General features: G+C 65.1%; 21 protein-coding genes. 6 read left to right on the top strand and 15 right to left on the bottom strand.

The features are described from left to right. Positions 1–5 precede the first annotated feature (5 nt). Complete coding sequence (locus BVH06_RS20180) at positions 6–3,794, top strand: EAL domain-containing protein (RefSeq protein ID WP_075935275.1); 3,789 nt, start codon at positions 6–8, stop codon at positions 3,792–3,794. Positions 3,795–3,798: 4 nt separating this feature from the next. Here BVH06_RS20180 and BVH06_RS20175 read toward each other — a convergent pair whose 3' ends face one another. The 4 genes from BVH06_RS20175 to BVH06_RS20160 all read right to left on the bottom strand — a co-directional run bounded on the left by BVH06_RS20175 (position 3,799) and on the right by BVH06_RS20160 (position 6,926). Further along, positions 3,799–4,695 carry an LD-carboxypeptidase gene (locus tag BVH06_RS20175; protein ID WP_075935274.1) on the bottom strand — a complete coding sequence of 299 codons (897 nt, stop codon included), beginning with the start codon at positions 4,693–4,695 and terminating at the stop codon, positions 3,799–3,801. After that, positions 4,692–5,597 (bottom strand): 30S ribosomal protein S6--L-glutamate ligase, encoded by a 906-nt coding sequence (gene rimK, locus BVH06_RS20170; protein WP_070884623.1) that lies wholly within the window; start codon positions 5,595–5,597, stop codon positions 4,692–4,694. Before rimK ends, BVH06_RS20175 begins: the two co-directional genes overlap by 4 nt. After that, complete coding sequence (locus BVH06_RS20165; protein ID WP_168172937.1) at positions 5,594–6,028, bottom strand: ATP-dependent zinc protease; 435 nt, start codon at positions 6,026–6,028, stop codon at positions 5,594–5,596. The genes rimK and BVH06_RS20165 overlap by 4 nt, the downstream gene beginning before the upstream one ends. 106 nt (positions 6,029–6,134) lie before the next feature. After that, entirely contained in the window at positions 6,135–6,926 is a 792-nt protein-coding gene (locus BVH06_RS20160; RefSeq protein ID WP_075932321.1) for an EAL domain-containing protein, read from the bottom strand. A 90-nt stretch (positions 6,927–7,016) separates the two neighbouring features. Between BVH06_RS20160 and BVH06_RS20155 the strand changes: the two genes are divergently transcribed. After that, the gene (locus BVH06_RS20155; RefSeq protein WP_075932320.1) at positions 7,017–7,442 is read left to right on the top strand and encodes an RNA-binding S4 domain-containing protein; all 426 of its coding nucleotides are present in this window, start codon (positions 7,017–7,019) and stop codon (positions 7,440–7,442) included. Positions 7,443–7,476: 34 nt separating this feature from the next. Here BVH06_RS20155 and BVH06_RS20150 read toward each other — a convergent pair whose 3' ends face one another. Beyond that, on the bottom strand, positions 7,477–8,268 hold the full coding sequence (locus tag BVH06_RS20150) for a phosphatase PAP2 family protein (RefSeq protein ID WP_075932319.1): 792 nt from the start codon (positions 8,266–8,268) through the stop codon (positions 7,477–7,479). 213 nt (positions 8,269–8,481) lie between these two features. Between BVH06_RS20150 and hslO the strand changes: the two genes are divergently transcribed. The 4 genes from hslO (at position 8,482) to BVH06_RS20130 (ending at position 14,612) form a co-directional block, all read left to right on the top strand. Then, positions 8,482–9,369 carry an Hsp33 family molecular chaperone HslO gene (gene hslO / locus BVH06_RS20145; RefSeq protein WP_075932318.1) on the top strand — a complete coding sequence of 296 codons (888 nt, stop codon included), beginning with the start codon at positions 8,482–8,484 and terminating at the stop codon, positions 9,367–9,369. A 153-nt stretch (positions 9,370–9,522) separates the two neighbouring features. Then, a complete protein-coding gene (locus tag BVH06_RS20140; protein ID WP_075932317.1) occupies positions 9,523–11,064 on the top strand; it encodes a phosphoenolpyruvate carboxykinase in 1,542 nt (513 codons plus the stop codon). Positions 11,065–11,293: 229 nt separating this feature from the next. Continuing rightward, a complete protein-coding gene (locus tag BVH06_RS20135) occupies positions 11,294–13,219 on the top strand; it encodes an ATP-dependent DNA helicase RecQ (RefSeq protein ID WP_075935273.1) in 1,926 nt (641 codons plus the stop codon). Positions 13,220–13,289: 70 nt separating this feature from the next. Continuing rightward, the gene (locus BVH06_RS20130) at positions 13,290–14,612 is read left to right on the top strand and encodes an NTP/NDP exchange transporter (RefSeq protein WP_075935272.1); all 1,323 of its coding nucleotides are present in this window, start codon (positions 13,290–13,292) and stop codon (positions 14,610–14,612) included. On the opposite strand, the gene BVH06_RS20125 is transcribed toward BVH06_RS20130, so the two are convergent. The 10 genes from BVH06_RS20125 to BVH06_RS26085 form a co-directional block, all read right to left on the bottom strand. After that, positions 14,602–15,486: a LysR family transcriptional regulator gene (locus tag BVH06_RS20125; RefSeq protein WP_075932314.1), complete on the bottom strand. Its 885-nt coding sequence runs from the start codon at positions 15,484–15,486 to the stop codon at positions 14,602–14,604. The two genes, BVH06_RS20130 and BVH06_RS20125, sit on opposite strands and share 11 nt — an antisense overlap. Before the next feature lie 57 nt (positions 15,487–15,543). Continuing rightward, complete coding sequence (locus BVH06_RS20120) at positions 15,544–18,330, bottom strand: hybrid sensor histidine kinase/response regulator (protein WP_075935271.1); 2,787 nt, start codon at positions 18,328–18,330, stop codon at positions 15,544–15,546. A gap of 159 nt (positions 18,331–18,489) precedes the next feature. Next, a complete protein-coding gene (gene purD, locus BVH06_RS20115; protein WP_075935270.1) occupies positions 18,490–19,779 on the bottom strand; it encodes a phosphoribosylamine--glycine ligase in 1,290 nt (429 codons plus the stop codon). A gap of 198 nt (positions 19,780–19,977) precedes the next feature. Beyond that, positions 19,978–21,582 carry a bifunctional phosphoribosylaminoimidazolecarboxamide formyltransferase/IMP cyclohydrolase gene (gene purH / locus BVH06_RS20110; protein ID WP_075932311.1) on the bottom strand — a complete coding sequence of 535 codons (1,605 nt, stop codon included), beginning with the start codon at positions 21,580–21,582 and terminating at the stop codon, positions 19,978–19,980. 75 nt (positions 21,583–21,657) lie between these two features. After that, positions 21,658–21,978, bottom strand: coding sequence for a DNA-binding transcriptional regulator Fis (fis, locus tag BVH06_RS20105; RefSeq protein ID WP_070884611.1), 321 nt, complete (start codon positions 21,976–21,978; stop codon positions 21,658–21,660). Continuing rightward, positions 21,975–22,973 carry a tRNA dihydrouridine synthase DusB gene (dusB, locus tag BVH06_RS20100; RefSeq protein WP_075935269.1) on the bottom strand — a complete coding sequence of 333 codons (999 nt, stop codon included), beginning with the start codon at positions 22,971–22,973 and terminating at the stop codon, positions 21,975–21,977. The genes fis and dusB overlap by 4 nt, the downstream gene beginning before the upstream one ends. A gap of 201 nt (positions 22,974–23,174) precedes the next feature. Next, on the bottom strand, positions 23,175–24,569 hold the full coding sequence (locus tag BVH06_RS20095; protein ID WP_075935268.1) for a DUF3426 domain-containing protein: 1,395 nt from the start codon (positions 24,567–24,569) through the stop codon (positions 23,175–23,177). Between the two features lie 115 nt (positions 24,570–24,684). After that, positions 24,685–25,563 (bottom strand): 50S ribosomal protein L11 methyltransferase, encoded by an 879-nt coding sequence (prmA, locus tag BVH06_RS20090; RefSeq protein ID WP_075935267.1) that lies wholly within the window; start codon positions 25,561–25,563, stop codon positions 24,685–24,687. A 66-nt stretch (positions 25,564–25,629) separates the two neighbouring features. Then, positions 25,630–26,316: a DUF4272 domain-containing protein gene (locus BVH06_RS20085; RefSeq protein WP_075935266.1), complete on the bottom strand. Its 687-nt coding sequence runs from the start codon at positions 26,314–26,316 to the stop codon at positions 25,630–25,632. A gap of 76 nt (positions 26,317–26,392) precedes the next feature. Further along, the coding region (locus BVH06_RS26085) for a hypothetical protein (protein WP_256575218.1) at positions 26,393–26,462 on the bottom strand (70 nt) is incomplete at its 5' end.

Here is a 26,462-nt window from a genome sequence, read left to right as displayed (position 1 = left end):
TTCGTATGCCCCGCACTGCCGAACGCTTGCCGTTCTGGACCTGGTGGCTACCACTGCCGGTCTTTCATCTGGCCACACAGCTATCTCTGATCACCCAGTTCGAGGGTGGGCTGGGTATCCTCTATCTGCCATTCGCCCTCGGGCTGGTACTGGTGCTCTGGTGGGGGCCGCGAGTGCTGTGGGCGCTTTACGCCAATGCGGTGTTGTCCACGCCGCTGTGGGGGCTGGACTGGCACCAGGCGCCCCTGCACGCGGCGCCGGAAACCCTGGGCGTCGCCTGCTGTTACCTGCTGCTGCGCTGGCGGCCGTTCGACGTCGCCCTGCCGGACATCAGCCACGTGTTGCGCTTCATCCTTCTCGGTGTGCTGATACCGGCAGCAGTCACCTGCCTGCTGTTGATCGGCTGCCGGTTGCTGCTCGACGAACTGATCGTGGCGCAGGTACCGCAGTTGGTGCTGACGCTCTGGCTGGTCGACAGCCTCACCGCGCTGGTGATTTCCATCCCCTTGCTGACCTACCTCAGCCCCTGGTTGCGCCGGCGCGGCTGGCTGATGCCGGCCGGGGGCATCGCGTCGCCCCTGTTGCAAGTTCCCATGGCCCTGCGCACGTTGCCCTCGCTATACGTACTGTTGCCGGTGCTGGTATGTCTGCCGGTGCTGCTGGAACTGTTGCCGACACCCTTGAAGATGCCGGCCGTGGGCCTGGTCATGCTGGGGCTGGCGCTGGTCTGGGGTTTTTCCGGGGCGGTGTGCGGGGCCGCGATCAGCGCCATCGCCATCCTGGTGTTGCCCTGGTTTCACGCGGTCACCGCTGGCGGCAGCTGGATCGATCCGCAGCGTGTCGAGCTGCACTTCGGCATCCTGCTGTTCGTCCTGGCGGCGCTGCTGATCGGCCGCAGCCTCACCGACCTGCGCCTGGCCCTCGGTCATAGCGCGGCGGTACAACGCCAGCTGAACCTGGCGCATTCGGCATTGGACGCCAGCCCATTGGGTGTCTTGATTGCAGATGCGCGGCGGGCCGAATTGCCGCTGATATACTGCAACCCGGCCTTCGAACAGATCACCGGGCGCGAGGCCGATGCAACCCTCGGCCTGAGCCTGTTCGAGCTGCTGCGCGGCGAGAAACGCCACGAAGGCTTGCATGTACTGGAAACCGCGATCCGCCGCGAGGTACCTGGCAACGCGGTGTTGCGCCTGCAGCGCCAGGACGGCGAGGCCTTCTGGGGCGAGGTGATTCTGGCGCCGATGCGTGATGAAGAAGGCGTCAGCCACTTCATCGTCATGCAGCAGGACGTCAGCACCCGCGAGCAACTGGCCCAGGACATGGTGCGCCAGAGCGAGACCCTGCAGCAGCAGAGCCACCTGTTCACCCAGACCGAAAACATCGCCGATCTGGGCGGCTGGTCGCTGAACATGCGCGACATGAGCATGTACTGGAGCGCCGGCTGCTTTGCCATCTACGAGCTGGATCCGAAAAGCGGCGCGCCGTCTTTCGAGGAATCGCTGAACCAGTTCGACGTCTCTGGCCGCGAGCTGATCGGCCGTACCCTGCAGAAAATGTACAAGGGCGACGACCAGTTCGATATCGAGGTGCGTGGCAGTACCGCCAAGGGCCGCACGCGCTGGGTCAGGCTACTTGGCGTGGCCGAGCGCGACGGTGGTGAGCTGGTGCGCATCTATGGCGCCGCTCAGGACATCACTGCGCGACGCCGTACCGAGCAGCAACTGCGAGAGCGCGATGATCGACTGCGCCTGTTCTTCGAGGCGCCGCTGATCGGCATGGCGCTGATCACCCCGACCTTCGGCTGGTCGGAAGTCAACCTCAAACTGTGCAGCATCCTTGGCCTGAGCCGCGAGCAACTGATGGAATCCAGTTGGGCCAGCATCAGCAGCCCCGAGGATCTGGAGGCCGAGCAGCCCCTGCTCGACGACGTGCGCAGCGGTAGCCGCGAGGGCTTCGAGCGCGATCGCAACTTCCTGCGCGCCGACGGCAGCCCGGTGCAGACGCGCCTGCACTTGCGTGCGGTGCGACGCACCAATGGCGGCGTCAGCATGTTCCTGCTGCTGGTCGAGGACATCAGCGCTCGCTACGAAGCTGAGGCCCGCTATCGCACCGTCGTCGAGCATGCGCCCGAGGCAATCATGCTCTACAGCGAAGAGGGCGGCATGGTCGATTTCAACGGCAACGCCCTGCGCCTGTTCGGCTATCGACGTGAAGAACTGCTCAGCCGCCGGCCTTTCGAGCTGAGCCCTGAGGTTCAGGCTGACGGCAGGCCGTCCTCCGAGGCTGCCAAACACTATCTCAAGGCCGCCCTGCGCGGCGAAGTGCCGGTGTTCGAATGGTTGCATCAGGACAGCAGCGGCCGGCAATTCCCTTGCGAGGTGCGCCTGGTGCGGTTGCCGGGCGAGCCGGTGTTGATTCGCTGCAGCGTCACCGATATTTCCGAGCGCCAGCGTTACCAGCGGGAGATCGAGCGCCTGGCCTACAGCGACGAGCTGACCGGCCTGCCGAACCGCCGGCTGATGCTCGACCGCCTGCAGCATGCCATGGATCGTGAGATACGCCAGGGCAGCCTGGGCGCGCTGCTGTTCATCGACCTCGACCATTTCAAGACGGTCAACGACAGCCTCGGCCACCTGGTCGGTGACAGCCTGCTGCGTGAAGTGACTGCCCGCTTGGAAGGGCAACTGCGTACCGAAGACACCCTGGCACGCATGGGCGGCGATGAGTTCGTAGTGCTGCTAGAGGGCCTGGATGCCAATGCCCAACTGGCGGGCGAACAGGCTGCGATGGTCGGCGAGCGCCTGCTCAAGAGCCTGGAACGGCCCTGCGTGATCGACGGTCATGAGTTATCCATGAGCGCCAGCATCGGTATCGCCCTGCATCCGTTCGGTGAGCAGAACGCCGCCGATGTGCTCAAACAGGCCGACACAGCCATGTATCGCGCCAAGCAGGGTGGCCGCAACGCCCTGCATTTCTTTGCGCCCGCCATGCAGGCGGCCATCGACCAGCGCCTGCAGCTTCAGGGCGAGCTGCGCCAGGCGATTGCCCGGGATCAGCTTTACCTGGTGTTCCAGCCGCAACTGCAGCTGGATGATGGCCAGCTGATCGGTGCCGAGGTGCTGGTGCGCTGGGCGCACCCGGAAAAGGGCGAGATCCTGCCGGGCCATTTCATTCCCCTGGCCGAAGAAACAGGCTTGATCCAGGAAATTGGCAATTGGGTGCTCGAACGTGCCTGCGCCACCCTGCAGGCTTGGCTGGCGGAGTACCCGGACGTGGTGCTGGCGGTGAACCTCAGCCCGCGCGAGCTGCGCAGCCGCGAGTGCGTCGAACGGGTGCGCGGCTGCCTGGAGCGCTACGGCGTGCCGGCCGCGGCCTTGGAGCTGGAACTCACCGAAGGCGTGCTGCTCGAGGACGTCGAGCAGTGCATCGCCAACATGCGCGCGCTCAAGCAACTCGGCGTACGTTTCTCGATCGACGACTTCGGCACCGGCTATTCGTCCCTGACCTATCTCAAGCGCCTGCCGCTGGACCGGCTGAAGATCGACCGCAGTTTCACCCAGGACCTGGGGACCAGCGGCAACGGCAACAATGTCCTGCTGGTGGAAACCATTCTGATGATCGCCCGCAACCTGGGCCTGGAATGCGTGGCCGAGGGCATCGAAACCACCGACCAGCTCGAGCACTTGAAGCGCCTGGGTTGCGAGTTCGGCCAGGGTTATCTGCTGGGCAGGCCAATGGTCGAGGCGGAGTTCCTGAAGCGAATGGGCCCGCCGCGGCAGGCCCGTTCCTGAGCCTTCACCAGCTCAGTTCGTCACCCTGCAAGCGCGCCTTGCGGCCGTACGGCCAGGCGAAGTTGGCGTCGCCGTGGCCGCTGGGCAGCTCGCCATAGAGCGGGATGTCGAAGGGCGGCAGATACTCGCCGATGATTTCCTCGATGCTGTGCTGCACGCCGCGCCGTGGGCAGTCGGTGAAGCTGCCCAGGCACACGGCGGCCGGGCGGCGCTCGGCGAAACTTTCGAACAGCTGCCAGAAGCTGCGCTCCAGGCGGTAGTACGGCTCGCCGACGTCTTCGAGTATCAGGATGGCATCGTTCGGCAGCTGCATGCCCGCAACGGTGCCGCAGCCGCTGGCCAGGGCGGTGAGGTTGCCGCCGACCAGAGGGCCGTTCACGGCAGTTTTCGGGCCGCTGAGGTGGCGTACTGGTAGCGAGTGGCTGCGGTCCTGCAGCAGATCCCACAGCGAGCGCATCGACGCCAGCCGTTCGCGTTGGCCGGCTGGTGCGGACAGGGCCTGCAGGCCGAGCGCGGTGGCCACCGGGCCGTGGATGCCGGGCAGCTCATGGCGAGCGAAGGCGTCGAGCAGCACCGACAGGTCCGAGTAACCGATCAGCGGCCTTGGGCTGGCGCGCTGCAGCAGCGCCCAGTCGATGCCCGGCAGCAGTTGCGCGCTGCCGTAGCCGCCGCGCAGGCACCAGACGGCGTCGATATCCGGCAGGCAGAACGCTTCGTGCAGGTCTTCCAGGCGTTGCGCCGGCGTGCCCGCCAGATAACGATGCCGGGCGCGCACGTGGCGGCCCAGGTGGTAATCGATGCCCTGCACGTCGAGCTGCGCCAGGGTGGCATCGAAGATCTCGTTGGCGATTGCCGAGGCGGGGGCGATCAGGGCCACGCGGCCCTTGAAGGCTGTACTCATCCTTTACCCTTGGTACGTGTCAGGTTGGGGCCGCCGTTCTTTTCCAGGTAGCCGATGATCATCCCGGCAACGTCCTTGCCGGTAGTCACCTCGATGCCTTCCAGGCCGGGCGAGGAGTTCACCTCCATCACCAGCGGGCCGTGGTTGGAGCGCAGGATGTCGACGCCGGCCACCGACAGGCCCATCACCTTGGCGGCGCGAATGGCGGTCATGCGTTCTTCCGGGGTGATCTTGATCAGGCTGGCGGTGCCGCCGCGGTGCAGGTTGGAGCGGAATTCGCCGGGCTTGGCCTGGCGCTTCATCGCCGCGATGACCTTGTCGCCGACCACGAAGCAGCGGATGTCGGCGCCGCCGGCTTCCTTGATGTATTCCTGCACCATGATGTTTTGCTTGAGGCCCATGAAGGCCTCGATCACCGATTCGGCGGCCTTTTCGGTTTCGCACAGCACCACGCCGATGCCCTGGGTGCCTTCGAGCACCTTGATCACCAGTGGCGCGCCGTTGACCATCTGGATCAGGTCGGGAATGTCGTCCGGCGAGTGGGCGAAGCCGGTCACCGGCAGGCCGATGCCGCGCCGCGACAGCAACTGCAGCGAGCGCAGCTTGTCCCGCGAGCGGGCGATGGCCACCGATTCGTTGAGCGGTACCACGCCCATCATCTCGAACTGGCGTAGCACCGCGCAGCCGTAGAAGGTCACCGAGGCGCCGATGCGCGGGATCACCGCGTCGAAGCCTTCCAGCGGTTTACCGCGATAATGGATCTGCGGCTTGTGGCTGGCGATGTTCATGTAGGCGCGCAGAGTATCGATCACCACCATTTCATGGCCGCGCTGTTGCCCGGCTTCGACCAGGCGACGCGTGGAATACAGGCGCGGATTGCGCGACAGCACAGCGATTTTCATTGGGCACCGGTCGGGTCGGGAAGCACGGGTTTGTCTTGTACGTAAGTGAGCGCCGGGTTGACCACCAGTTGGCCGTCGACCAGGGCTTTGGAACCGAGCAACATGCGATAACGCATGGTCTTGCGGCTGGCCAGGGTGAACTCCACCGGCCACTGCAGATCGCCCAGCATCAGGCTGGTACGGATCACGTAGCGGCTCTGGGCCTGGCCGTTGGAACTCTTGATGGTCTTGAGCGCGACCAGGCGCGCCTCGCAGCGATGCCGGCGCTGCACTTGGGTGCCGATGTAGGCGGTGAAGCGCACCCAGCGTTCGCCGTCGCGCTCGAATGGCTGAATGTCGCTGGCGTGCAGGCTCGACGTGCTGGCGCCAGTGTCGATCTTGGCGCGCAGGCCGACGATGCCCAACTCCGGCAGGTTCACCCACTCGCGCAGGCCGATCACGTTGAGGTGGTCGAATGTCTTCAAGAACGCGTTCCGTCTCTACTAGGGCTGGCATCAGGCGCGCATGGTACTGAAAATCCGCCGTGCTGCACGCCTGTCAGTGGGTAATCGTGGCGGATGCCCACGCCGCTTCGGCGACTGTCGGCAAACCCCGGAATTGCGGCCTGGCGAACAGGAAACCCTGCATCAGTTCGATGCCGCTGGCGGCGAGGAAGTCGCGCTCGCCCGGCGTTTCGATCCCTTCGGCTATCACCCTTACACCCAGATCATTACAAATGCTGAGGATGCCGCGCACGATGGCCTGGCGGGCCTTGTCCTGGTCGACGTCACGGATCAGCGCCATGTCCAGTTTGATCAGGTCGGGCTGGAAATCGGCCAGCAGAGTGAGACCGGAATGGCCGGCGCCGAAATCGTCGATGGCCGTCTTGAACCCGAATTCCTGATACTGGCGCAGGATATTGGTCAGGTGCCTGCTATCGACCATGTGATCGCTTTCCAGGGTCTCGAAAATCAGCCGGTCGAGGGGGAAGTCATGCTGGCGCGCCGCTTCCAGGGTGCTACGAATGCACAGCTCGGGGCGATATACGGCGTTGGGCAGGAAGTTGATCGACAGGTAGCTGGCCATGCCCAGTTGCTTGGCTTCGGCAATGGCCTGGGTGCGGCAGCGCTGGTCGAAACGGTAGCGATTGTCGTCGTTGATGCGCTCGAGCACGGACAGCGCCCCTTCGCCCGCCGGCCCGCGCACCAGCGCCTCATGGGCGAATACCTGGCGGCTGCGGATGTCGATGATCGGCTGGAAGGCGAAATGGAAGTCGAAGTCCAGCTCCGGGCTGCTCTGGCAGCCGCGGCATTTTTCGGGGTGGACGAGATCGCTGGGAAAGTGGGTCACCGCTGCTCCAGAATGAGGATCGCTCGAGCTTGCATGCATGGGACAATGCGCACAGGCTGGAGTGACAATGAATAGTGATGATAGCCAGCAATGAGTGAGGTAAGGGTGGCAAAGCAGGATGCCGATGACAAGGTTCGCTTGGACAAGTGGCTGTGGGCCGCGCGCTTCTACAAGACCCGTGCGCTGGCCAAGGCGGCGATCGAAGGCGGCAAGGTGCATTGCCGGGGCGAGCGCTGCAAGCCAGGCAAGGAACCTAGGGTCGGCGAAGAGTACGTGATCCGTACCGGTTTCGATGAACGCACCGTGGTGGTTCAGGCGCTGTCGGTGGTGCGTCGCGGAGCGCCCGAAGCGCAGACCCTGTACGCCGAGACCGGCGAGAGCATCGTGCGCCGCGAGCTGGCCGCCGAGCAGCGCAAGGCCGGTGCCCTGGGCGTGCAGACCGAAGGGCGGCCGAGCAAGAAGCAGCGCCGGCAGCTGTTCTACCTGCGCGGCGGCTCCGGGGAGTGGGTGGAGTAGGGCGGCCTGCTCTGGGCGAGCCGGCCAGCCGTGATCAGCGCCCGCTGATCACGGCGAAGGCGCCGATCACCGGCACGCGGGCCAGAATCCGCATCAATGGTGCCGTCGCCCGCTCGATGGCGGCGCTGGCCCGGTAGGCCAATGGCGTATAGCAACTCCAGGCGATGCCCAGCACACTGAGCAGTACCCCACCGACGAAGGCGTCCGCCCCCCAATGGGCGCCGGCGACGAGCCGCGGCAGCATGCCGAGCACTGCCACCGCCCAGACCAGCAGGCGGCGCCAGCCGCTGACGAAGAAGCTGCAGAACATCGCCCAGATCAACAGCACCGAGGCGTGGTCACCCGGGAAACTGCGCGTGGCGCTGTCCTTCAGGTCCCAGCGCTCTTCCCAGGCAGGGAACATCTCGGTGAGCCGCGCGCTGCCTTCGATCTGCAGCGACGGGCTCGCATGTTGCCAGCCCATGTACTCGACCAGATCGGCAAAGCCCACGCGCATCAGCAACATGACGATCAGCGCGACCAGAAACGCATAGAGGCCGGTGCGCACCTGATTGGCTGGGAATATCAGGCCGGCACGCAGCATGATCGCCAGCATCACCACGCCGACGCCGGCATCCACCGGGCGCATGCTGCCGATCGCCCAGATATGCGCCCACAGGCCGGCGGCGTGCACAGGATCGTTGAGTAGATGGAACAGCCAGACGTCGAACTGATTCCAGTACACGCGGGTGACCGGCCACAGCCAACTGGCGAACAGCACGGCGACGAGCAGGTGGCTGATGAGCAGGGCGCGTGGGCGCCATTGGGCGTTAAGGGCGAGATGCATGATGGCGGCTCGAGGAAAAACCGCCGATTCTAGGCAGACGGGTCGCCTCGCTGGGCGCTATCGCCGCTTCGTTCAGCCGGCGTTCAGCCGGCAGGCGGCTGCCGTTCTTCGCCTGCGGCTTGGTCGGCGCCGCGTTTGCGCCTAAAATTGCCGGCCCCCAGCCCAGCGGGTGCGCCCCTGGTCTGTCTTGCATCCTTGAGCAGGCGACTCGTTATGTCCGACTTCACCCAACGCTTTATTTTCGATGACACCGATGTGCGCGGTGAACTGGTCGGGCTGTCCGGCAGCTATCAGCAGGTGCTGGCCAAGCACGACTACCCACGCCCGGTGGCGCAACTGCTCGGTGAGCTGCTGGCTGCCGCCTCTCTGCTGGTCGGTACCCTGAAGTTCGACGGCCTGCTGGTGCTGCAGGTGCGCTCCGAAGGCCCGGTGCCGCTGTTGATGGTGGAGTGTTCCAGCGAAGGTGACGTACGCGGCATCGCCCGTTACGACGCCGAGCGCGTCGCCGAAGGTGACGGCCTGCGCCAGCTGATGCCCGAAGGCGTGATGGCGATGACCGTCGACCCCACGCAGGGCCAGCGTTACCAGGGCATCGTGTCGCTGGACGGCGCCACCCTGGCCGACTGCCTGACCAACTACTTCGCCACCTCCGAGCAACTGGCCACGCGTTTCTGGCTGTGCGCCGATGGCCTGCGCGCCCGTGGCTTCCTGCTCCAGCAACTGCCGCCCGATCGTCTGACCGACGACGAAGAGCGTGCCGCCAGCTGGGAGCACCTGGTGACCCTGGCCGACACCCTGCAGAACGAGGAATTGCTGGGCCTGGACAACGAGACCCTGCTGCATCGCCTGTACCACCAGGAGACGGTTCGCCTGTTCGATCCGCGTGGCATTCGCTTCCGTTGTAGCTGCTCTCGTGAACGCTCGGCCAAAGCGCTGGTCAGTTTAGGGCGGGCCGATGCCGAGCTGCTGCTCAGCGAGCATCATGGCCGCGTGGAAATCGACTGCCAGTTCTGCAACGAACGCTACGGCTTCGACGCCGCCGACATCGCTCAGCTGTTCGCTGGCGGCGGCAGTCAGCAGCCCTCCGACACCCGTCACTGAGGGCTGCCAGCAACGCGCAGGCTGTTCTGATTGGGGGCTGCACCCGCGGCCCGCTTTTCTGGCATAATCCGCGCACTTTTTTAGCTGTAGTCCTGCCCTCTGCATGACTACAAACGTTTGGAAGACTCGGCCGTTCGGCCGACGGGGACTCACATGACGCAAGCCAACAACGCTGTGTACACCGACATCAGCACTGCCCAACTGGTCGAAGAAGCCCTTCGTCGCGGTGAAGGCGAACTGGCGTCCACCGGTGCTCTGGTTGTACGCACCGGCCACCGTACCGGGCGTTCTCCGGTCGACCGCTTCATCGTCGACGAGCCGAGCACTTCGGCCGACATCGGCTGGGGCCCGATCAACCGCAAGTTTCCAGCCGACAAGTTCGATGCGCTGTGGGAGCGCGTTCAGGCGTTCTCCAACGCCCAGGACAGCTTCGTTTCCCACGTTCATGTAGGTTCTGCCGAAGACCACTACCTGCCCGTCAAGATGACCACTGCCACCGCCTGGCAGAACCTCTTCGGCCGCCAGCTGTTCATCGAGCCGACCCAGTACAACCCGTCCGGCAAGCAGGAGTGGCAGGTTCTCAACGTCGCCAACTTCGAGTGCGTGCCTGATCGCGACGGCACCAACTCCGACGGCTGCGTGATCATCAACTTCGCCCAGAAGAAGGTGCTGATCGCCGGCATGCGTTACGCCGGTGAAATGAAGAAAGCCATGTTCAGCGTGCAGAACTTCCTGCTGCCGGCCGCCGACGTGCTGCCGATGCACTGCGCTGCCAACATCGGTGAAGAAGGCGACGTGACCCTGTTCTTCGGTCTGTCCGGCACCGGCAAGACCACCCTGTCCGCCGACGAAAGCCGTTACCTGATCGGTGACGACGAGCACGGCTGGGGTGAGGGCGTGGTGTTCAACATCGAGGGCGGTTGCTATGCCAAGTGCATCGATCTGTCCGAGAAGAACGAGCCGGTGATCTGGAAAGCCATCAAGTTCGGTACCGTGCTGGAAAACGTGGTGCTCGACGAGCAGCGCAAGCCGGATTACACCGACGACAGCCTGACCCAGAACAGCCGCGCCGCCTACCCGCTGGAATTCGTCGAGAAGCGCAGCGAGAAGAACCTCGGTGGCGAGCCGAACGCGGTGATCTTCCTGACCTGCGACCTGACCGGCGTACTGCCGCCAGTGTCGATCCTCAACAACGAGCAGGCGGCCTACCACTTCCTGTCCGGCTACACCGCCCTGGTCGGTTCCACCGAAATGGGTTCGGGCAGCGGCATCAAGTCGACCTTCTCCACCTGCTTCGGCGCGCCGTTCTTCCCGCGCCCGGCTGGCGTCTACGCTGAGCTGCTGATCAAGCGCATCCAGGCCTTCGGCTCCAAGGTCTACCTGGTCAACACCGGCTGGACCGGCGGTGGCTACGGCGTCGGCAAGCGTTTCAACATCCCGACCACCCGTGGCGTGATCGCTGCGATCCAGAGCGGTGCGCTGATCGGTGCCGAAACCGAGCACCTGCCGATCATCAACCTGGATGTGCCGAAGTCGGTACCGGGCGTCGAGACCAACCTGCTCAACCCGCGCAACACCTGGGCTGATCAGAACGCCTACGACGAAGCTGCCAAAGGCCTCGCCAAGCTGTTCATCGACAACTTCACCAAGTTCGACGTGAGCGACGCCATCAAGAAGGCCGGCCCGCAGCTCTAAGCTGACCCGCGCTTGCTGACAAAGCCGCCCTCGGGCGGCTTTGTCGTTTCTGCGCAGCGTGCTTGTGAGGGAAAGTCATCTCGGGTCTCTGGATTGTTCGCCTGGGCGCCTCAGTCCGACCTGCGCCGCTTTGCGTCGCTCCCTCATCGAGCAACACATCCGTCATGACGTAGCCGGCGTGGCCGCGTTATGGTTAGCGGCCGTTCAGCAGTCAACCGAGTGACCGTTCATGTCCACCCTCAAGCGCGTCTTCGGTTTCGACCGACTGCGTCCCGGCCAGGAAGCCGTGATCAGCGCCGTGCTCGCCGGTCGTTCGGCAGCGGCGATTTTCCCCACCGGCTCGGGCAAGTCCCTGTGCTACCAGTTGCCAGCCTTGCACCTGCCGCACCTGACGCTGGTGGTTTCGCCTTTGCTGGCGCTGATGCAGGACCAGCTCGCCTTCCTGCACCGCCACGGCATCAACGCGGCCAGCATCGATTCGGCGCAGAGCCGCGAGCAGGTCAGCGAGACCATGGCCAAAGCCAAGGCCGGCGACCTGAAGATCCTGATGATCTCGGTCGAGCGCCTGAAGAACGAGCGCTTTCGCAACTTCATCGGCGAAGTGCCGATTTCCCTGCTGGTGGTCGATGAGGCCCATTGCATTTCCGAGTGGGGCCACAACTTCCGCCCGGATTATCTGAAACTGCCGGACTATCAGCGCCAGTTCGCCATCTCTCAGGTGCTGCTGCTCACCGCCACGGCGACGCCGGCGGTGATCGCCGACATGCAGAAGAAGTTCGCCATCGCCGCCGACGACGTGGTCACCACCGGTTTCTACCGTCCCAACCTGAACCTGCTGGTCGAGCCAGTGGCCGGCCGCGACAAGCAGCGGCGCCTCGAGCAATGGCTGGGTGCCAAGGCCGGTGAGCCGAGCATCGTCTACGTCACCCAGCAGAAGACCGCCGAGCAGGTCGCCGAACAATTGAGCCGGCAGGGATTGTCCGTCAGCGCCTACCACGCCGGTATGGGCCACGAGATGCGCGAGGCGATCCAGCGGCGTTTCATGGTTGGCGAGCTGAGCTGCATCGTCGCCACCATCGCCTTTGGCATGGGCATCGACAAGCGTGACATCCGCAACGTGGTGCATTTCGATCTGCCCAAGTCGGTGGAAAACTACAGCCAGGAGATCGGTCGTGCCGGCCGCGACGGCGAGGCTTCCGACTGCCTGGTGCTGGCCAACCGCGACAGCCTCAACGTGCTGGAAAACTTCGTGTACGGCGATACGCCAGAGCTGGGCGGTATCGTCCGGGTGCTCGAGGAGATCCGCGGCAACAGCCAGGGTGGGCAGTGGGAAATGACCATCAATGCCCTGAGCGATCACAGCAACATCCGCCAATTGCCGCTCAAGACCCTGCTGGTGCAGCTGGAGTTGCGCGGCATCATCGCGCCGCGCTACGCCTACTTCGCCGAGTATCGCTTCAAGTACTTGGTCGAGCCGGACGCCTTGCTGGCGCGCTTCGAGGGTGAGCGACGGCAGTTCGTCGAGGCCATCTTCAACGCGTCCACCCGGGCCCGCACCTGGTGCACCGTGGATTTCGACGCGCTCTATGGCCAGCATCAGGCCCAGCGCGCGCGGGTGGTCAAGGCGCTGGACTATCTGCAGGAGCGCGGCTGGATCGAGTTGGAAAGCAAACAGATGACCGATGTCTACGCCGTGCTCCAGGCGGACTTCGACGTACAGGGGCTGGCCAGTGAGCTGCATACCTATTTCGTGGCCCAGGAGGGCAGCGAGATCCGACGGATCCAGGCAATGCTCGCGCTGTTCGCCAGTGAGGAGTGCCTGAGCCATCGTCTGGCCCGCTACTTTGGTGACGATCAGGCGCCATCTCGCTGTGGGCATTGCTCGGTGTGCCGCGGTCAGGTCGCCCTCTTGCCCGAACCGCCACCGCTGCCGCCCCTGGCGGAGCATGATCGCAACGCGTTGTGCGCGCCATTCATCGCCGCCCACCAGGCTGCGCGAGGCGGTGAATTGCCTGGTAACGAATGCCTGGCACGCTTTCTCTGCGGCCTCAGCTCGCCACTGTTCACTCGCCTCAAGGCCCGGCAGATCAAGGGTTTCGCCGCGCTGGAGGATTATCCCTACGGCGAGATTCGTGCCTGGCTGGCCGACGCCTGACGGGCCGCGGTTGAGCTAGGCGTGGCGCGGTGAGCCATACTGCAAGGTTTCGAACGCAGGAAGCCACGCCATGACCCTTTCCCTGCCCCAGCGCCTGGCCCGCGCCATCAACGCGCAGCCCGGCGAGCTGGCCGCGGCGCTGGCCGGGTTCGCGCTGTTCTTCTGCCTGTTCAGCGGCTACTTCATGCTGCGGCCGATTCGCGAGTCGATGGGCATACAGGCTGGGGTGGAAAACCTGCAATGGTTGTTCACCGCCACCTTCGTGGTCATGTTGCTGGCGGTACCGCTGTTCGCCTGGCTCAACTCGCGGGTGCCGCGTATCCATTTCATCGACTGGGTCTACGGCTTTTTCTGCTTCAACCTGCTGGGTTTCGCCCTGGCGTTCAGCCTCATGGGCGAGAGTCTTTGGCTGGCGCGGGTGTTCTACGTGTGGATCTCGGTCTACAACCTGTTCGTGGTATCGGTGGCCTGGAGCCTGATGGCCGACGTGTTCGATTCGCCCCAGGCCAAGCGGCTGTTCGCCTTCATCGCCGCCGGCGCCAGCGTCGGCGGCCTCAGTGGCCCGGCGCTGAGCGCGCTGCTGGTCGGCAGCATCGGTGCCAGCGGCCTGGCGTTGTTGGCAGCAGTACTGTTGGCCGGTGCACTGGCGCTCAAGCATTACCTGATGGCCTGGCGCGAGCGAGCCGGAGCAGGGCGCCCCGGTGCCAGCCAGACGGAAAACCCTCGGCGCCCGGTGGCGGGCAATCCATTCAGCGGCATGACGCGGGTGCTCACATCATCCTACCTGCTGGGTGTCTGCGCCTTCGTCATCCTGCTCGCCACGGTTACCACCTTTCTGTACTTCGAGCAGGCGCGGTTGGTGGCCGAGCTGTTTCCTGATCGCGACGAGCAGGTGCGGGTGTTCGGGTTGATCGATTTCGTCGTGCAGGCTGGCGCGCTGCTGGCCCAGCTGTTCATCACCAGCCGCATAGCCCAGCGCCTCGGCGTGCGCACCCTGCTGGCCGCGGTGCCGATGCTGATGTGCGTGGGTTTTCTCACCCTGGCCCTGGCACCGACCTTCGCGGTACTGGCCGGGCTGATGATCGTGCGACGCATCGGCGAATACGCCTTCGTGCGGCCGGGGCGGGAAATGCTCTTCGCACCGCTGGATGCCGAGAGCAAGTACAAGGCCAAGAACTTCATCGATACCGTGGTCTATCGCGGCGGCGACGCGCTCAGCGGCTGGGCCAAGAGCCTGATCGATCTGCTCGGCTACGGTGTGGCGCTGATCGCGGTGATCGGCGCGGTCTGCGCCGCGCTCTGGGGGCTGCTGGGCTGGTACCTGGGTGGTCGCGCCGACCGAGGTGAAACCGATGGGCCGGTGGCCGAACCCGAAGCGGCGGTCAGGCGCTGATCAGCGTGCGCGCTTCGCTGAAGCAGGCCTCGGCCAGCGGCGAGCGGGGCGCGCCACGGCGCATGATCAGGCCCAGCGGGGCCAGGGTGTGGGCGTCCTCGATGGGGGTGAGGATCAGTTCGTTGGTGAACTCGGCCAGGCCGTTCTGCAGCGGCATGATCGAGCAGCACAGGCCGGCGCTGACCGCTTGCAGCAACTGGTGAACGGCATCGGTTTCCAGCTTGGGCAGCGGTGTCATTCCCCGTGAGCGGAAGCTGTGGTCGATGGACTGGCGAAAGTGCATGCCGGCCGACAGCAAACCCAGCGGCAGGTCGATCAGGTTCTCCCAGCGCAGTGTGGTTTCGCTGAACTGGAAATGCCGGCGGTCATACAGCAGGCCCATGCGCGTGGCAGCCAGTTCGAGGCTGTCGAAGTGCTCGCGGTCGAGGCGGTCGAGATACGACAGGCCCAGGTCCAGCTGGTTGCTGCCCAAGCGTTCGAGAATCTGGTCGCTGCTCAGGGCGAACAGCTGAAAGCGCAACCCCGGATGCTGCTCGGCGAACAGGCGCACCAGCTCCATCGGGTCGAAACCCGACAGCGGCACCACGCCCAGGCGCAAGGTGCCGACCAGTTGGCCGCGGCAGGCGGCGGCCTCGGCATACAGGCCATCGTGGGCGGCCATCAAGCTGCGGGCCCAGGCCAATACCCGCTCGCCTTCGGCGGTGAAACCCTCGAAGCGCTGACCGCGGCGTACCAATTCCAGGCCCAGTTCGTTCTCCAGGTTGCGCAGGCGCATCGACAATGTCGGTTGGGTAACGTGGCAGCGAGCGGCTGCCTGGCCGAAATGGCGGGTTTCGTCGAGGGCGATGAGAAATTTGAGCTGCTTGATATCCATGGGCGCTCTATCGAGGGGGGGCTGGCACGGGCTGCGTCGAAAATTCTAGCAGCCGGGTCAGGAGGCGACGGTATCGTCCTGTGTCTGGGTGTGGCGTTCACCGACCCAGTACTCGATCAGCTCCCTCAGCTGTGAGAGCTCCACGGGCTTGGCCATGTGGCCGTCCATGCCGACCTGGCGCGCACGCTCCTTGTGTTCGCTGAGAATGTGCGCGGTCAGCGCGACCACCGGCGTGCGCGGGCGGCGCTCGGCAATCTCCCAGGCACGTAGCTGCTCGGTGGCGGAGAAACCGTCCATCACCGGCATCTCGCAATCCATCAGCACCAGGTCGTAGCGCTGGGCTTTCATGGCGGTGAGGGCTTCCTCGCCATTGCTCGCCGTGTCCGGCCTAAGGTTGAGCTTGCCGAGCATGCCGCGGATCACTTTGGTGGAAATGCTGTTGTCCTCGGCGACCAGAATGCGGAAATCCTCGGGTACTTCCAGTGCTGCCGGGCTGGCCTGGGCGGGGGCGTCCGGGCCGCGCTGGCGCTGGGCGAGCTCGTCGGCCAGGGTGGCCTTGAGGGTATAGCCGGCCACCGGCTTGGCGAGGATGCGCTTGATGCCGGCGTTGCGCGCGATGATCTTGCTCGGCGCGTGGCTGATGCCGGTGAGCATGATGATCAGGATGTCGTTGTTGAGGCTCGGGTCTTCCTTGATCTTGGCGGCCAATTGCATGCCGCTCATGCCCGGCATGTCCTGGTCGAGCAGCACCACGTCGAAGTACTCGCGCATGTGCGCACGGGTGCGCAGCAGCGCCAGTGCCTCCTTGCCGGACGGCACGCTGCTGACGTTCATGCCCCAGGCGTTGCATTGCTGCAGCAGCACCTTGCGGCAGGTGTCGTTGTCGTCCACCACCAGCAGGCGGGTGCCCTGCAGGGTGCCGTCGATATCGGTGCTCGGCTGCTGCAGGCGGGCGTCGTCCAGCGGCAAGGTCAGCCACAGGGTGGAGCCCTGGTTGCCGCCACTCTGGATGCCGAACTCGCCGCCCATCAGCAGGATCAGCTGGCGGGCGATGATCAGCCCCAGGCGGCTGCCCAGGCGGGTGGCCGACAGGAAGTCGCGGCTCTGCAGTTCGGTGTTGAGCAGTGCATCGCGTTCGCTGGCATTGAGCGGGTGGCCGCTGTCCTGCACGGCGAAGCGCAGGCGTGGCTGCTCGCCGCTGGTGTCGAGGGCGACCACCAGGAGGATCTCGCCCTCGGTGGTCTGCTTGAAGGCGTTGTCGAGCAGGCTGAGCAGGATCTGCCGCAGGCGCGTCGGGTCGCCGCTGACGATGCGTGGCACCTGGGGCTGGATGAAGCTGATCAGCTCGATCTTTTGCAGCTCGGCCTTGGCGCGGAAAATGTCCAGGCAGTCCTCGGTCAGTGCATTGAGGTCGAATTGCACGTCATCCAGCTCGATCTGCCCGGATTCCAGCTTGGATATGTCGAGAATCTCGTTGATCAGGTTGAGCAGCTCGTTGCCGGAGCTGTGAATGGTCTGCACGTAATCGCGCTGCTTGGCCGACAGCGGCGTGCCGAGCAGCAGCTCGGTCATGCCCAGCACGCCGTTCATGGGCGTACGGATCTCATGGCTGATCTTGGCCAGGAATTCGGCCTTGGCCTTGAGTTCGGCGTCGTTGGCGGCCAGGGCAGTGCGCGCGCGCGACGCAGCGCGTTGCAACTGGCGCTGGTGCTCGGCCAGGGCGGCGCTGAGCACCACGCCGCTAAGGGTAGCGATGGTGAACACGCCGATGACCAGCCAGCCTGGATCGAGCTGGTCGAAGCCGAACAGAATGGGAATGAACAGGCCGAACCCGACGTTGAACACCACCATGGCCACGACCAGCAGACGCGCCGACTGGTAGCCGTTGTGCCAGTGCACGCCGCTGACCAGCAGCACCGCGAGGGTGCCGAGGAACACCAGCAGGTAGACCAGGGCGCTGTACCAGAGTAGCCCGGTCATGAGGATGGTCAGGCCCAGTAGCAATGTCACCAGAGCGTGGCCCTGCAGGATCAGATTGAGCTTGCTGCGCTGCATCGGCGTGTGGCGGAAGAAACCGAGCACGAAGGCCGACAGGCAGAATGCGGCGATCAATGCACTGGTATCGGCGATCAGCGACTGGTTGTAGCCAAGTCTCGGCACCCAGGCGGCCAGCAGGCCGAGGTTGGCGGCCGCACATACCGCCAGGCCGCCATGCAGGCCAGCGAGCCACAGGCTGCACGCCGAGCGCATGTAGGCGAAGCGGATCAGGTTGTAGACCACTACCAGCAGCAGGGCACCGAGCAGGGCGCCGAACAGGTAGGCCGGCTTCTCCAGGCTGACCAGCTCGGCCTCGTCGATGACCTTGAACCAGGCCATCAGCGGGTGGTTGGAGGTCATCCGGACATAGACTTCCCGTGCCTGCCCGTCGTTGGGCAGCGACATCAGATAGGCGCGTGAAGGCAGCGGCCTCGAGCTCATTGGCATCGACTCGCCGCTGTGCACGGTCTGCTCTATCAGTGGGCCGTTGAGCAGGTAGTAATCGAGAAACTGTACCCGTGGCGCGAACAGCCACAGCCAGTAGGGTGCCTGGTGCTCAGGTACGTCGAAGCGCAGCCAGACGGCCTTGTCGCTGGGCGGGTAGGTGAAGGCGAGGTCATCGAGGGGCAGGAACTGGTTACGGCGGCTGCGTACGTCATCCAGGTTCAGCTGGGCACTGTCGTCGACGAACACCGACCAACCGGTGGCATAGGGCGTAACCACCCGCTGCGCCGCCGTGCTCGACAGGCAGACGCCGGCCAACAGCAGGCTGACGAGTAGACCTATGGCGATCCTGAGCCGTCGCACGTGGCAATCCCTTTTAGGTTATCCGGCTGAATTATAGCCAGCCGAGGTGGCACAGACTATGAAACTGAGACCCTATCCTGACAGCCAGGCCGCCCTGTTGAGCGGCTGCCTGCGGTATTGCCGATGGGCGGCATCGCGCGATGCCGCCATCTTGTTACATCACTTGTCGCCTTGCTCGCGGGCGATCGCCCGGTAACCGATGTCGTTGCGGTGGAACATGCCGTTCCAGCGGATCTTCGCGGCCAGGCGATAGGCCTGCTGCTGGGCATCCGCCACGCTGGCGCCGATGGCGGTGGCGCACAGAACGCGGCCGCCTGCGGTGACCACCTGGCCGTCCTGCAGGGCTGTGCCGGCGTGGAATACCTTGCCTTCCAGCTGCGCGGCGGCGTCCAGCCCTTCGATCACGTCACCCTTGGCGTAGTCGCCCGGATAACCGCCGGCAGCCAGCACCACGCCGACGGTCGGACGCGGGTCCCAGGTCCCTTCGACCTTGTCCAGCGCCTTGGCCAGTGCGGCTTCGACCAGCAGCACCAGGGAGCTTTCCAGGCGCACCATGATCGGCTGGGTTTCCGGGTCGCCGAAGCGGCAGTTGAACTCGATGACTTTCGGCGCGCCGCTCTTGTCGATCATCAGGCCAGCGTACAGGAAGCCGGTGTAGACGTTGCCTTCGGCCGCCATGCCGCGGACGGTCGGGTAGATGACTTCGTCCATCACTCGCTTGTGCACCTCGGCGGTCACCACCGGAGCCGGCGAGTAGGCGCCCATGCCACCGGTGTTCGGGCCGCTGTCGGCATCGCCAACACGTTTGTGATCCTGGCTGGTGGCCATCGGCAGCACGTTCTGGCCGTCGACCATGACGATGAAGCTGGCCTCCTCGCCGTCGAGGAACTCTTCGATCACAACGCGCGAGCCGGCGTCACCGAAAGCATTGCCCGCGAGCATGTCGCGCACGGCGTCTTCGGCTTCGGCCAGGGTCATGGCGACGATCACGCCCTTGCCCGCAGCCAGGCCGTCGGCCTTGATCACGATCGGTGCACCTTTCTCGCGCAGGTAGGCCAGGGCCGGCTCGACTTCGGTGAAGTTCTGGTAGTCGGCGGTCGGGATGTTCTGGCGGGCCAGGAAATCCTTGGTGAAGGCCTTGGAACCTTCCAGCTGGGCCGCGGCAGCGGTCGGGCCGAAGATGTCCAGGTCGCGGGAACGGAACAGGTCGACCACGCCTTTCACCAGGGGTGCTTCCGGCCCGACGATGGTCAGCTGCACGTTCTTTTCGGCGAAATCGGCCAGTGCCTGGATGTCCAGTACATCGATGGCGACGTTCTCGCACTTGGGCTCAAAGGCGGTGCCAGCGTTGCCGGGGGCTACGAATACCTTGGCGATGCGCTTGTCCTGCGCCACTTTCCAGGCCAGGGCGTGTTCACGACCGCCGCTGCCGATGATCAATACATTCATGTCTCTCTCCCGATGGAGGCGGGCCTTGGGCCCGTTTGGTGGATAGGAAAAGCGCTATCCACCCTACAAATTCCGAGGTCGCGATGAAGCCGGTAGATGCTAGGCGCCCCGGGTTTCGACAAGCGGAGTTGCCTATTGGCAATGAGCATTGGCGGAACCCGGGGCAACAACGCAGATGCCGGCTTCAGTGCGGCCGATTTAGTGCCTGAAGTGGCGCATGCCGGTGAAAACCATGGCAATCCCCGCTTCGTCGGCGGCGGCGATCACTTCGTTGTCGCGCATCGAACCGCCGGGCTGGATCACCGCGGTGATGCCGGCCTTGGCGGCATTGTCGATACCGTCGCGGAACGGGAAGAAAGCGTCCGAGGCCATGACCGCGCCCGGCACCGGCAGGCCGGCATGTTCGGCCTTGATGGCGGCGATACGCGCGGAGTTGACGCGGCTCATCTGGCCGGCGCCGACGCCGACGGTCTGGCGATTCTTGGCGTACACGATGGCGTTGGATTTGACGAACTTGGCCACTTTCCAGGCGAAGATCAGGTCATGGATCTCCTGTTCGCTCGGCGCGCGCTGGGTAACGATCTTCAGGTCTTCGGCCTTGATCATGCCGATGTCGCGGCTCTGAACCAGCAAGCCGCCGTTGACGCGCTTGTAGTCCCAGCCCGGCGCACGTTCGGTCGGCCATTCGCCGCACGCGAGCAGGCGCACATTGGCCTTGGCGGCAACCACTTCACGGGCGGCGTCGCTGATTCTCGGTGCGATGATCACTTCGACGAACTGGCGCTCGACGATGGCCTTGGCGGTTTCGCCGTCCAGTTCGCGGTTGAAGGCGATGATGCCGCCGAACGCCGATTCGGTGTCGGTGGCGTAGGCCAGGTCGTAGGCCTTGCGGATGCCGCCTTCGTCTTCCGGAACCACGGCGACGCCGCACGGGTTGGCATGCTTGACGATCACGCAGGCCGGTTTGACGAAGCTCTTCACGCATTCCAGCGCGGCGTCGGTGTCGGCCACGTTGTTGAACGACAGCTCCTTGCCTTGCAACTGCACGGCGGTGGCCACGCAGGCTTCGTCGGCATGCTCGACGTAGAACGCGGCTTTCTGGTGCGGGTTCTCGCCGTAGCGCATTTCCTGCGCCTTGATGAACTGGGTGTTGAAGGTGCGCGGGAATTGGCCGCGGTCTTCGGTGGACAGGGTGTCGCGGCCCTGGTCGATGGTGCCCAGGTAGTTGGCGATCATGCCGTCGTAGGCCGCGGTGTGCTCGAAGGCCTTGAGGGCCAGGTCGAAGCGTTGGGCATAGCACAGGCCGCCAAGCTTCAGGGAGTCGATGACCGCGGTGTAGTCGCCGGCGTTGACCACGATGGCCACGTCTTTGTGGTTCTTGGCGGCCGAACGCACCATGGTCGGCCCGCCGATGTCGATGTTCTCGATGGCATCGGCCAGGTCACAGCCGGGCTTGGCGACGGTGGCCGCGAAGGGGTACAGGTTGACCGCTACCAGGTCGATCGGCTTGATGCCGTGCTCGTCCATCACCGCGCCGTCGAGGGCGCGGCGGCCGAGGATGCCGCCATGAATCTTCGGGTGCAGGGTCTTCACCCGGCCGTCCATCATTTCCGGGAAGCCGGTGTAGTCGGCCACTTCCACTGCTGCCACGCCGTTGTCCTTGAGCAGCTTGTAGGTGCCGCCGGTGGAGAGGATTTCCACGTTGAGGGCGACGAGCTCGCGGGCGAATTCGAGGATGCCGGTCTTGTCGGACACGCTGATCAGCGCACGGCGGACGGGGAGGCGGGTGGTCTGGTCGGTCATTACAGGATCCATCAGCAGGGGAATCAGTAAAAAGGGCGGCTCGTCGAGGCCGCCCTTCTTCAGGATTTTGGTGATTTACAGCAGATCGTACTGCTTGAGCTTCTTGCGCAGGGTGCCGCGGTTCAGGCCCAACAGCTCCGAGGCCTTGGTCTGGTTGCCCTTCACGTAGTTCATGACGGTCTCCAGCAGCGGGGCTTCCACTTCGGTGAGCACCAGGTTGTAGACGTCGGTGACGTCTGCGCCCTCAAGGTGAGCGAAGTAGTTGTGCAAGGCTTTCTCGACGCTGCCGCGCAGGGTCTGGCCTTCTTCGCTCGGTGTGTTGAGGTGCTGTTTCAAGCTGGTGTTGTCGCTCACGGGTGCAATCCCACTTCCTAAAGTCTCGTTCATCAGTGTCATGCGGCAGCCTCTTTTTCGTCGTTGTAGCGTTCACCGAAGAACTGGCGAACGCTTGCACATTGCGCCTCCTGGCTGTCCAGACGATTGAACTGGGCACGGAATTCGCGGGCGCCGGGCAGCGTCGCGAGGTACCAGCCCACATGCTTGCGAGCGATGCGCACACCCATGACATCACCGTAGAAGGCGTGCAGGGCGGCCAGGTGCTCGAGCAGAATGCGTTCGATCTCGGCCAGCGCAGGGGCCGGGCAATGGGCTCCGGTGCGCAGGTAATGCTCAATTTCTCTGAAAATCCATGGGCGGCCCTGGGCCGCCCGGCCGATCAGCAGGCCATCGGCACCGGTGGCGGCCAGCACGTGGGCGGCCTTTTCCGGTGAATCGATGTCGCCATTGGCCAGTACCGGAATCGATACGGCCTGCTTGATCGCGGTGATGGTGTCGTACTCGGCCTCGCCGGTGTACAGGTCGGCGCGGGTGCGGCCATGCACGGCCAGGGCGACGATGCCGGACTGCTCGGCAATCCGCGCGACCTCGACGCCATTCTTGTTCTGACGGTCCCAGCCGGTGCGAATCTTCAGGGTGACCGGGACGTCCACGGCGGCGACCACCGCTTCGAGAATCGCCTGCACCAGCGGCTGGTCCTTGAGCAGGGCGGAACCAGCCGCCTTGTTGCAGACCTTCTTGGCCGGGCAGCCCATGTTGATGTCGATGATCTGGGCGCCCAGCTGCACATTGGCGCGGGCTGCCTCGGCGAGCATCTGCGGGTCGCCACCGGCGATCTGCACGGAGCGTGGCTCCGGATCGCCGCTGTGGATCATGCGCAGGCTCGACTTGCGCGTGTTCCACAGGCGTACATCGCTGGTGACCATCTCCGAGACCACCATGCCGGCGCCGAGGCGCCGGCACAGTTGCCGGAATGGCTGATCGGTGACGCCGGCCATGGGGGCCAGGATCAGTCGATTGGGCAATGTATAGGGGCCGATGCTTAGCGCCGACATAGGGCTTCCCTGCTCAAGAGACGTGCTGTTGAGACCAGTAGGAGAGTGCGAAAAGGGGGGAGATCATACCCGCTCTGAATGACCGGATAAAGGTGGTTTTGAACAAAATCTGAACAGCTAGGCGGTGGTGCCCCGGCGCATCGGCGGTCGGCCCCGATGCAGACGGCTGCCCGCCGGCTGCCGTCTATCGGCTGCTCGGGGCTACTCCGGCGAGTGGAAGTTGAGGCTGTAGTTCACCGCCCGGGCGCCCGGATCGAGGATGTCCAGCGCGATGTGGATCGGCGTCTGCGGCGGCATTTCCGCCTGGCCGGCCAGCTCGCCCGCCAGGTATTCGCTGGGCTTGAAGCGACGACTGGCGATCAGTTGGCCGTTGATGTCCGCGAAACGCATCTCCAAGAGCGGAAATGGCTGGGAGAACGATGCACGATTGTAGAGGATCGCGTCTACGACCAGGGCGCCGCTGAATTCCGGATGGCTGCGCACCACCAGGTTGCTGCTCTTGATCTGGTCGATGTCGACCTTGGAGGGCAAGATGCAGCCGAGGGTCGGGCAGATCTGTTCGAACCAGGGCCGGTACTGATCCTGGCGGGCCAGTTCGGCGTAGTGATAGATCACGTACTGCCCGGCCAGCGCGGCGGCCGCCAGCAGATTGAGCAGGCCCCAGCCGATCCAGCGGCCCCAGGGCTTGCGCGGTGGGCGCCAGTCGAGCTGCAGCGGCTCCTCTTCAAGCTCGAACAGGGCTTCGCCGCGCAGGTTCGGCTCGCTGCGTGGGCGCGCTTTTGCGCCCTTGGGCGCGGGCACCGGCGTTTGCGGCTCATCGTCGTCGAGTGGCGCGGGCTCAGACAGGTCGTCACGCTGGGCGCTGAGGCTGAACGTCGGCTCGGGCTCCACTTCCTCGCGGCTTGGCGCAGCAGGCTTCGCGGGGGTGAGGACGTCGCGCAGGCCCGGCGTTCTGGGCAGCGGCGGCACGGCCTCGAGGGCCTTGGCCGGCGGTGGTTGGCCGAAATCGATGCTCGGTGTCGGGCGCTCGCCCAGCGGCTCGAGCTCCAGATTGCTGACGGGCGGGTCGTCGCGCAGCAGGGCCTCGGCCCAACGTTCGTCTTCGGCAGGCTCGTCGTCGTCCTGATCATCGAAGCGCGGCGTTTGCCGGGTCGGCAGGTCGAGCTCGAGGAATTGGCGCGACAGCTGCTGCTCCTGGGCCTCGAGCTTGGCCAGCTCCTCGTCGAGGTCGAGGTCATCGAGATCGAGGTCGTCGTGGATCCACAGCGTACCGTCTTCGGTCTTGCCCTGCGGCTTGGCAGTGGCAGGCGGCACGGCTGCAATGCTCGGTGCGGGTGCGGGTGCGGGTGCGGGTGCGGGTGCGGGCGCGGGTGCGGGTGCGGGGGGCTTGGGCGTTGCCGCGGGTGCGGGTGTGGCGGGCGCCGCGGCACGCATGTCCGGAATGTGATGGCCCTGCTCGCGCAACTGCCGCGCGGCATTGAATACCTGCAGGCAGGCGCCGCAGCGTACCGAGCCCTGGGCAACGGCGAGCTGGGCCAGGTTCACGCGGAAACTGGTGCTGCAGTTCGGGCATTGGGTCACAAAGCTTTCGGTCATGCGTCATCCGACGGCCGCGGGGCGGCAAAAACGGGGCGATAGTCTACCCCAACAGATTGCAAAAGCAGCATTAAGTGCCGTGCCCCGTCAGCACGGGCACGGCACGGGCGACTGCTTAACGGCGAACGCCGCTGATGCGCACCCAGCCGTCCTGGACAGCGGTCGGGTCGAGGTCGAAGTCGGCGGCGTATGCGGCGCGCACCTCGTCGGCCTGTTCGGCGAGGATGCCCGACAGCGCCAAGCGGCCGCCTGGCTTGACCAGGCTGGTGATCTGCGGCGCCAGGCTGACCAATGGGCCGGCAAGGATGTTGGCGACCACCACGTCAGCCGGCTCCTGGGGCAGGTCGGCCGGCAGGTAGACGGGAAAGCGCTCGTCGGCGATACCGTTGCGTTGCGCGTTGTCGCGCGACGCTTCCAGGGCTTGCGGGTCGATGTCGGTGCCGACCGCCCGCGGCGCGCCGAGCAGCAGGGCGGCGATGGCCAGGATGCCCGAGCCGCAACCGAAATCCAGCACGCTGCAGCCTTCCAGCGGCTGGGCGTCGAGCCACTGCAGGCACAGCGAGGTGGTCGGGTGGGTGCCGGTGCCGAACGCCAGGCCCGGGTCGAGCAGCAGGTTCACGGCGTCCGGCTGCGGCGCCTCGTGCCAGCTCGGCACGATCCACAGGCGCTGGCCGAAACGCATTGGCGCGAAGCCGTCCATCCAGCTGCGCTCCCAGTCCTGGTCCTCGATACGCTCGATCTGGTGTTCCGGCAACGCGCCGTCGGTCAGCAGTTGCAGGTGGGCAACCAGCGCGTCGGCGTCGGTATCGGCCTCGAACAGGGCCAGCAGATGGGTGTGGCTCCACAGCGGCGTGGTGCCCAGGTCGGGCTCGAAGATCGGCTGATCTTCGGCGTCCATGAAAGTGACGGACACCGCGCCGACGTCCAGCAGGGCGTCTTCATAAGTGGGCGCCTGCTCAGGGGTGATGGCGAGGCGCAGTTGTAGCCAGGGCATGGGGGGCTCCGGTGGGGCGACCGCGAGCGCAGGGCTGGCGGCGGCAGATAATGGTCTCGGGCGGGTTCAGGTGCTGACGTCCGGGTTGTCCCAGTCATCCTGGCCATCGTTGTCGATGAGCCAGTTTAAGGCCGCGTGACGCTCCATGACTACGCTGGGGTTGAGGCCGGCGGGCATCGGCGCCTGCTTGAGGCGGGCGTCCACGCAGGCCCAGTGGTAGCGGTAGATCAGGTCGGCTTCGTCGAGGATGCTGGTGATGTCGCGCAGTTTCGCCTGCGCCATGAACGTGGCGAAATCGGGGTGTTGCGCCACGGCCTGGATGGCGAAGTCGCAATCGATGGCATGGTCGGGGAAATCCAGCTCCTCCACCACGCCCAGCGCCCACAGCAGCACCCAGTAGGCTTCGTACTTCCAGACCATGTTGACGACATCCTGCTCGCTGCCCTCGTTACCGAGAATGCGCGCTTCCTGATGCGTCAGCTCGTCGATGCCGTACTGCTCCAGCAGCTCCTGGCACCACCGGGCGGTGTCCGGCGTGTATTGACCGGCCTGGCGATCGCAGGCGGCCTGGATGGCGACCAGGCAGGCGATGGCGCGGCGGGCGATTTCCTCGGCGTTGCGCACGCGCACCTCGCTGGCATCCTCGATCATCGGCAGGTGCTCGATATAGGGGATGCCGGCTGCCTCGAGGCGGGCGATGGAGGCTTGCTTGCGCGCCTCGGGCGTCAGGCTGGTTTGGGAAGATCCGTTCATGTCGCCATCCTTTTTGACGTTGAAATGCAAAAGGGGAGCGGCCTTGGCCGCTCCCCTTCTGTGGTGCCGGACGCGCTCAGTGCTTGTCCATGCCCAGTTTCTTTTCCAGGTAATGGATGTTGATCCCACCCTGGCAGAACCCCTTA

Source organism: Pseudomonas sp. PA27(2017) (genome assembly GCF_001945445.1).
In the GTDB taxonomy this organism is placed as follows: domain Bacteria; phylum Pseudomonadota; class Gammaproteobacteria; order Pseudomonadales; family Pseudomonadaceae; genus Aquipseudomonas.
This window is presented reverse-complemented; position numbering and strand designations above follow the sequence as displayed.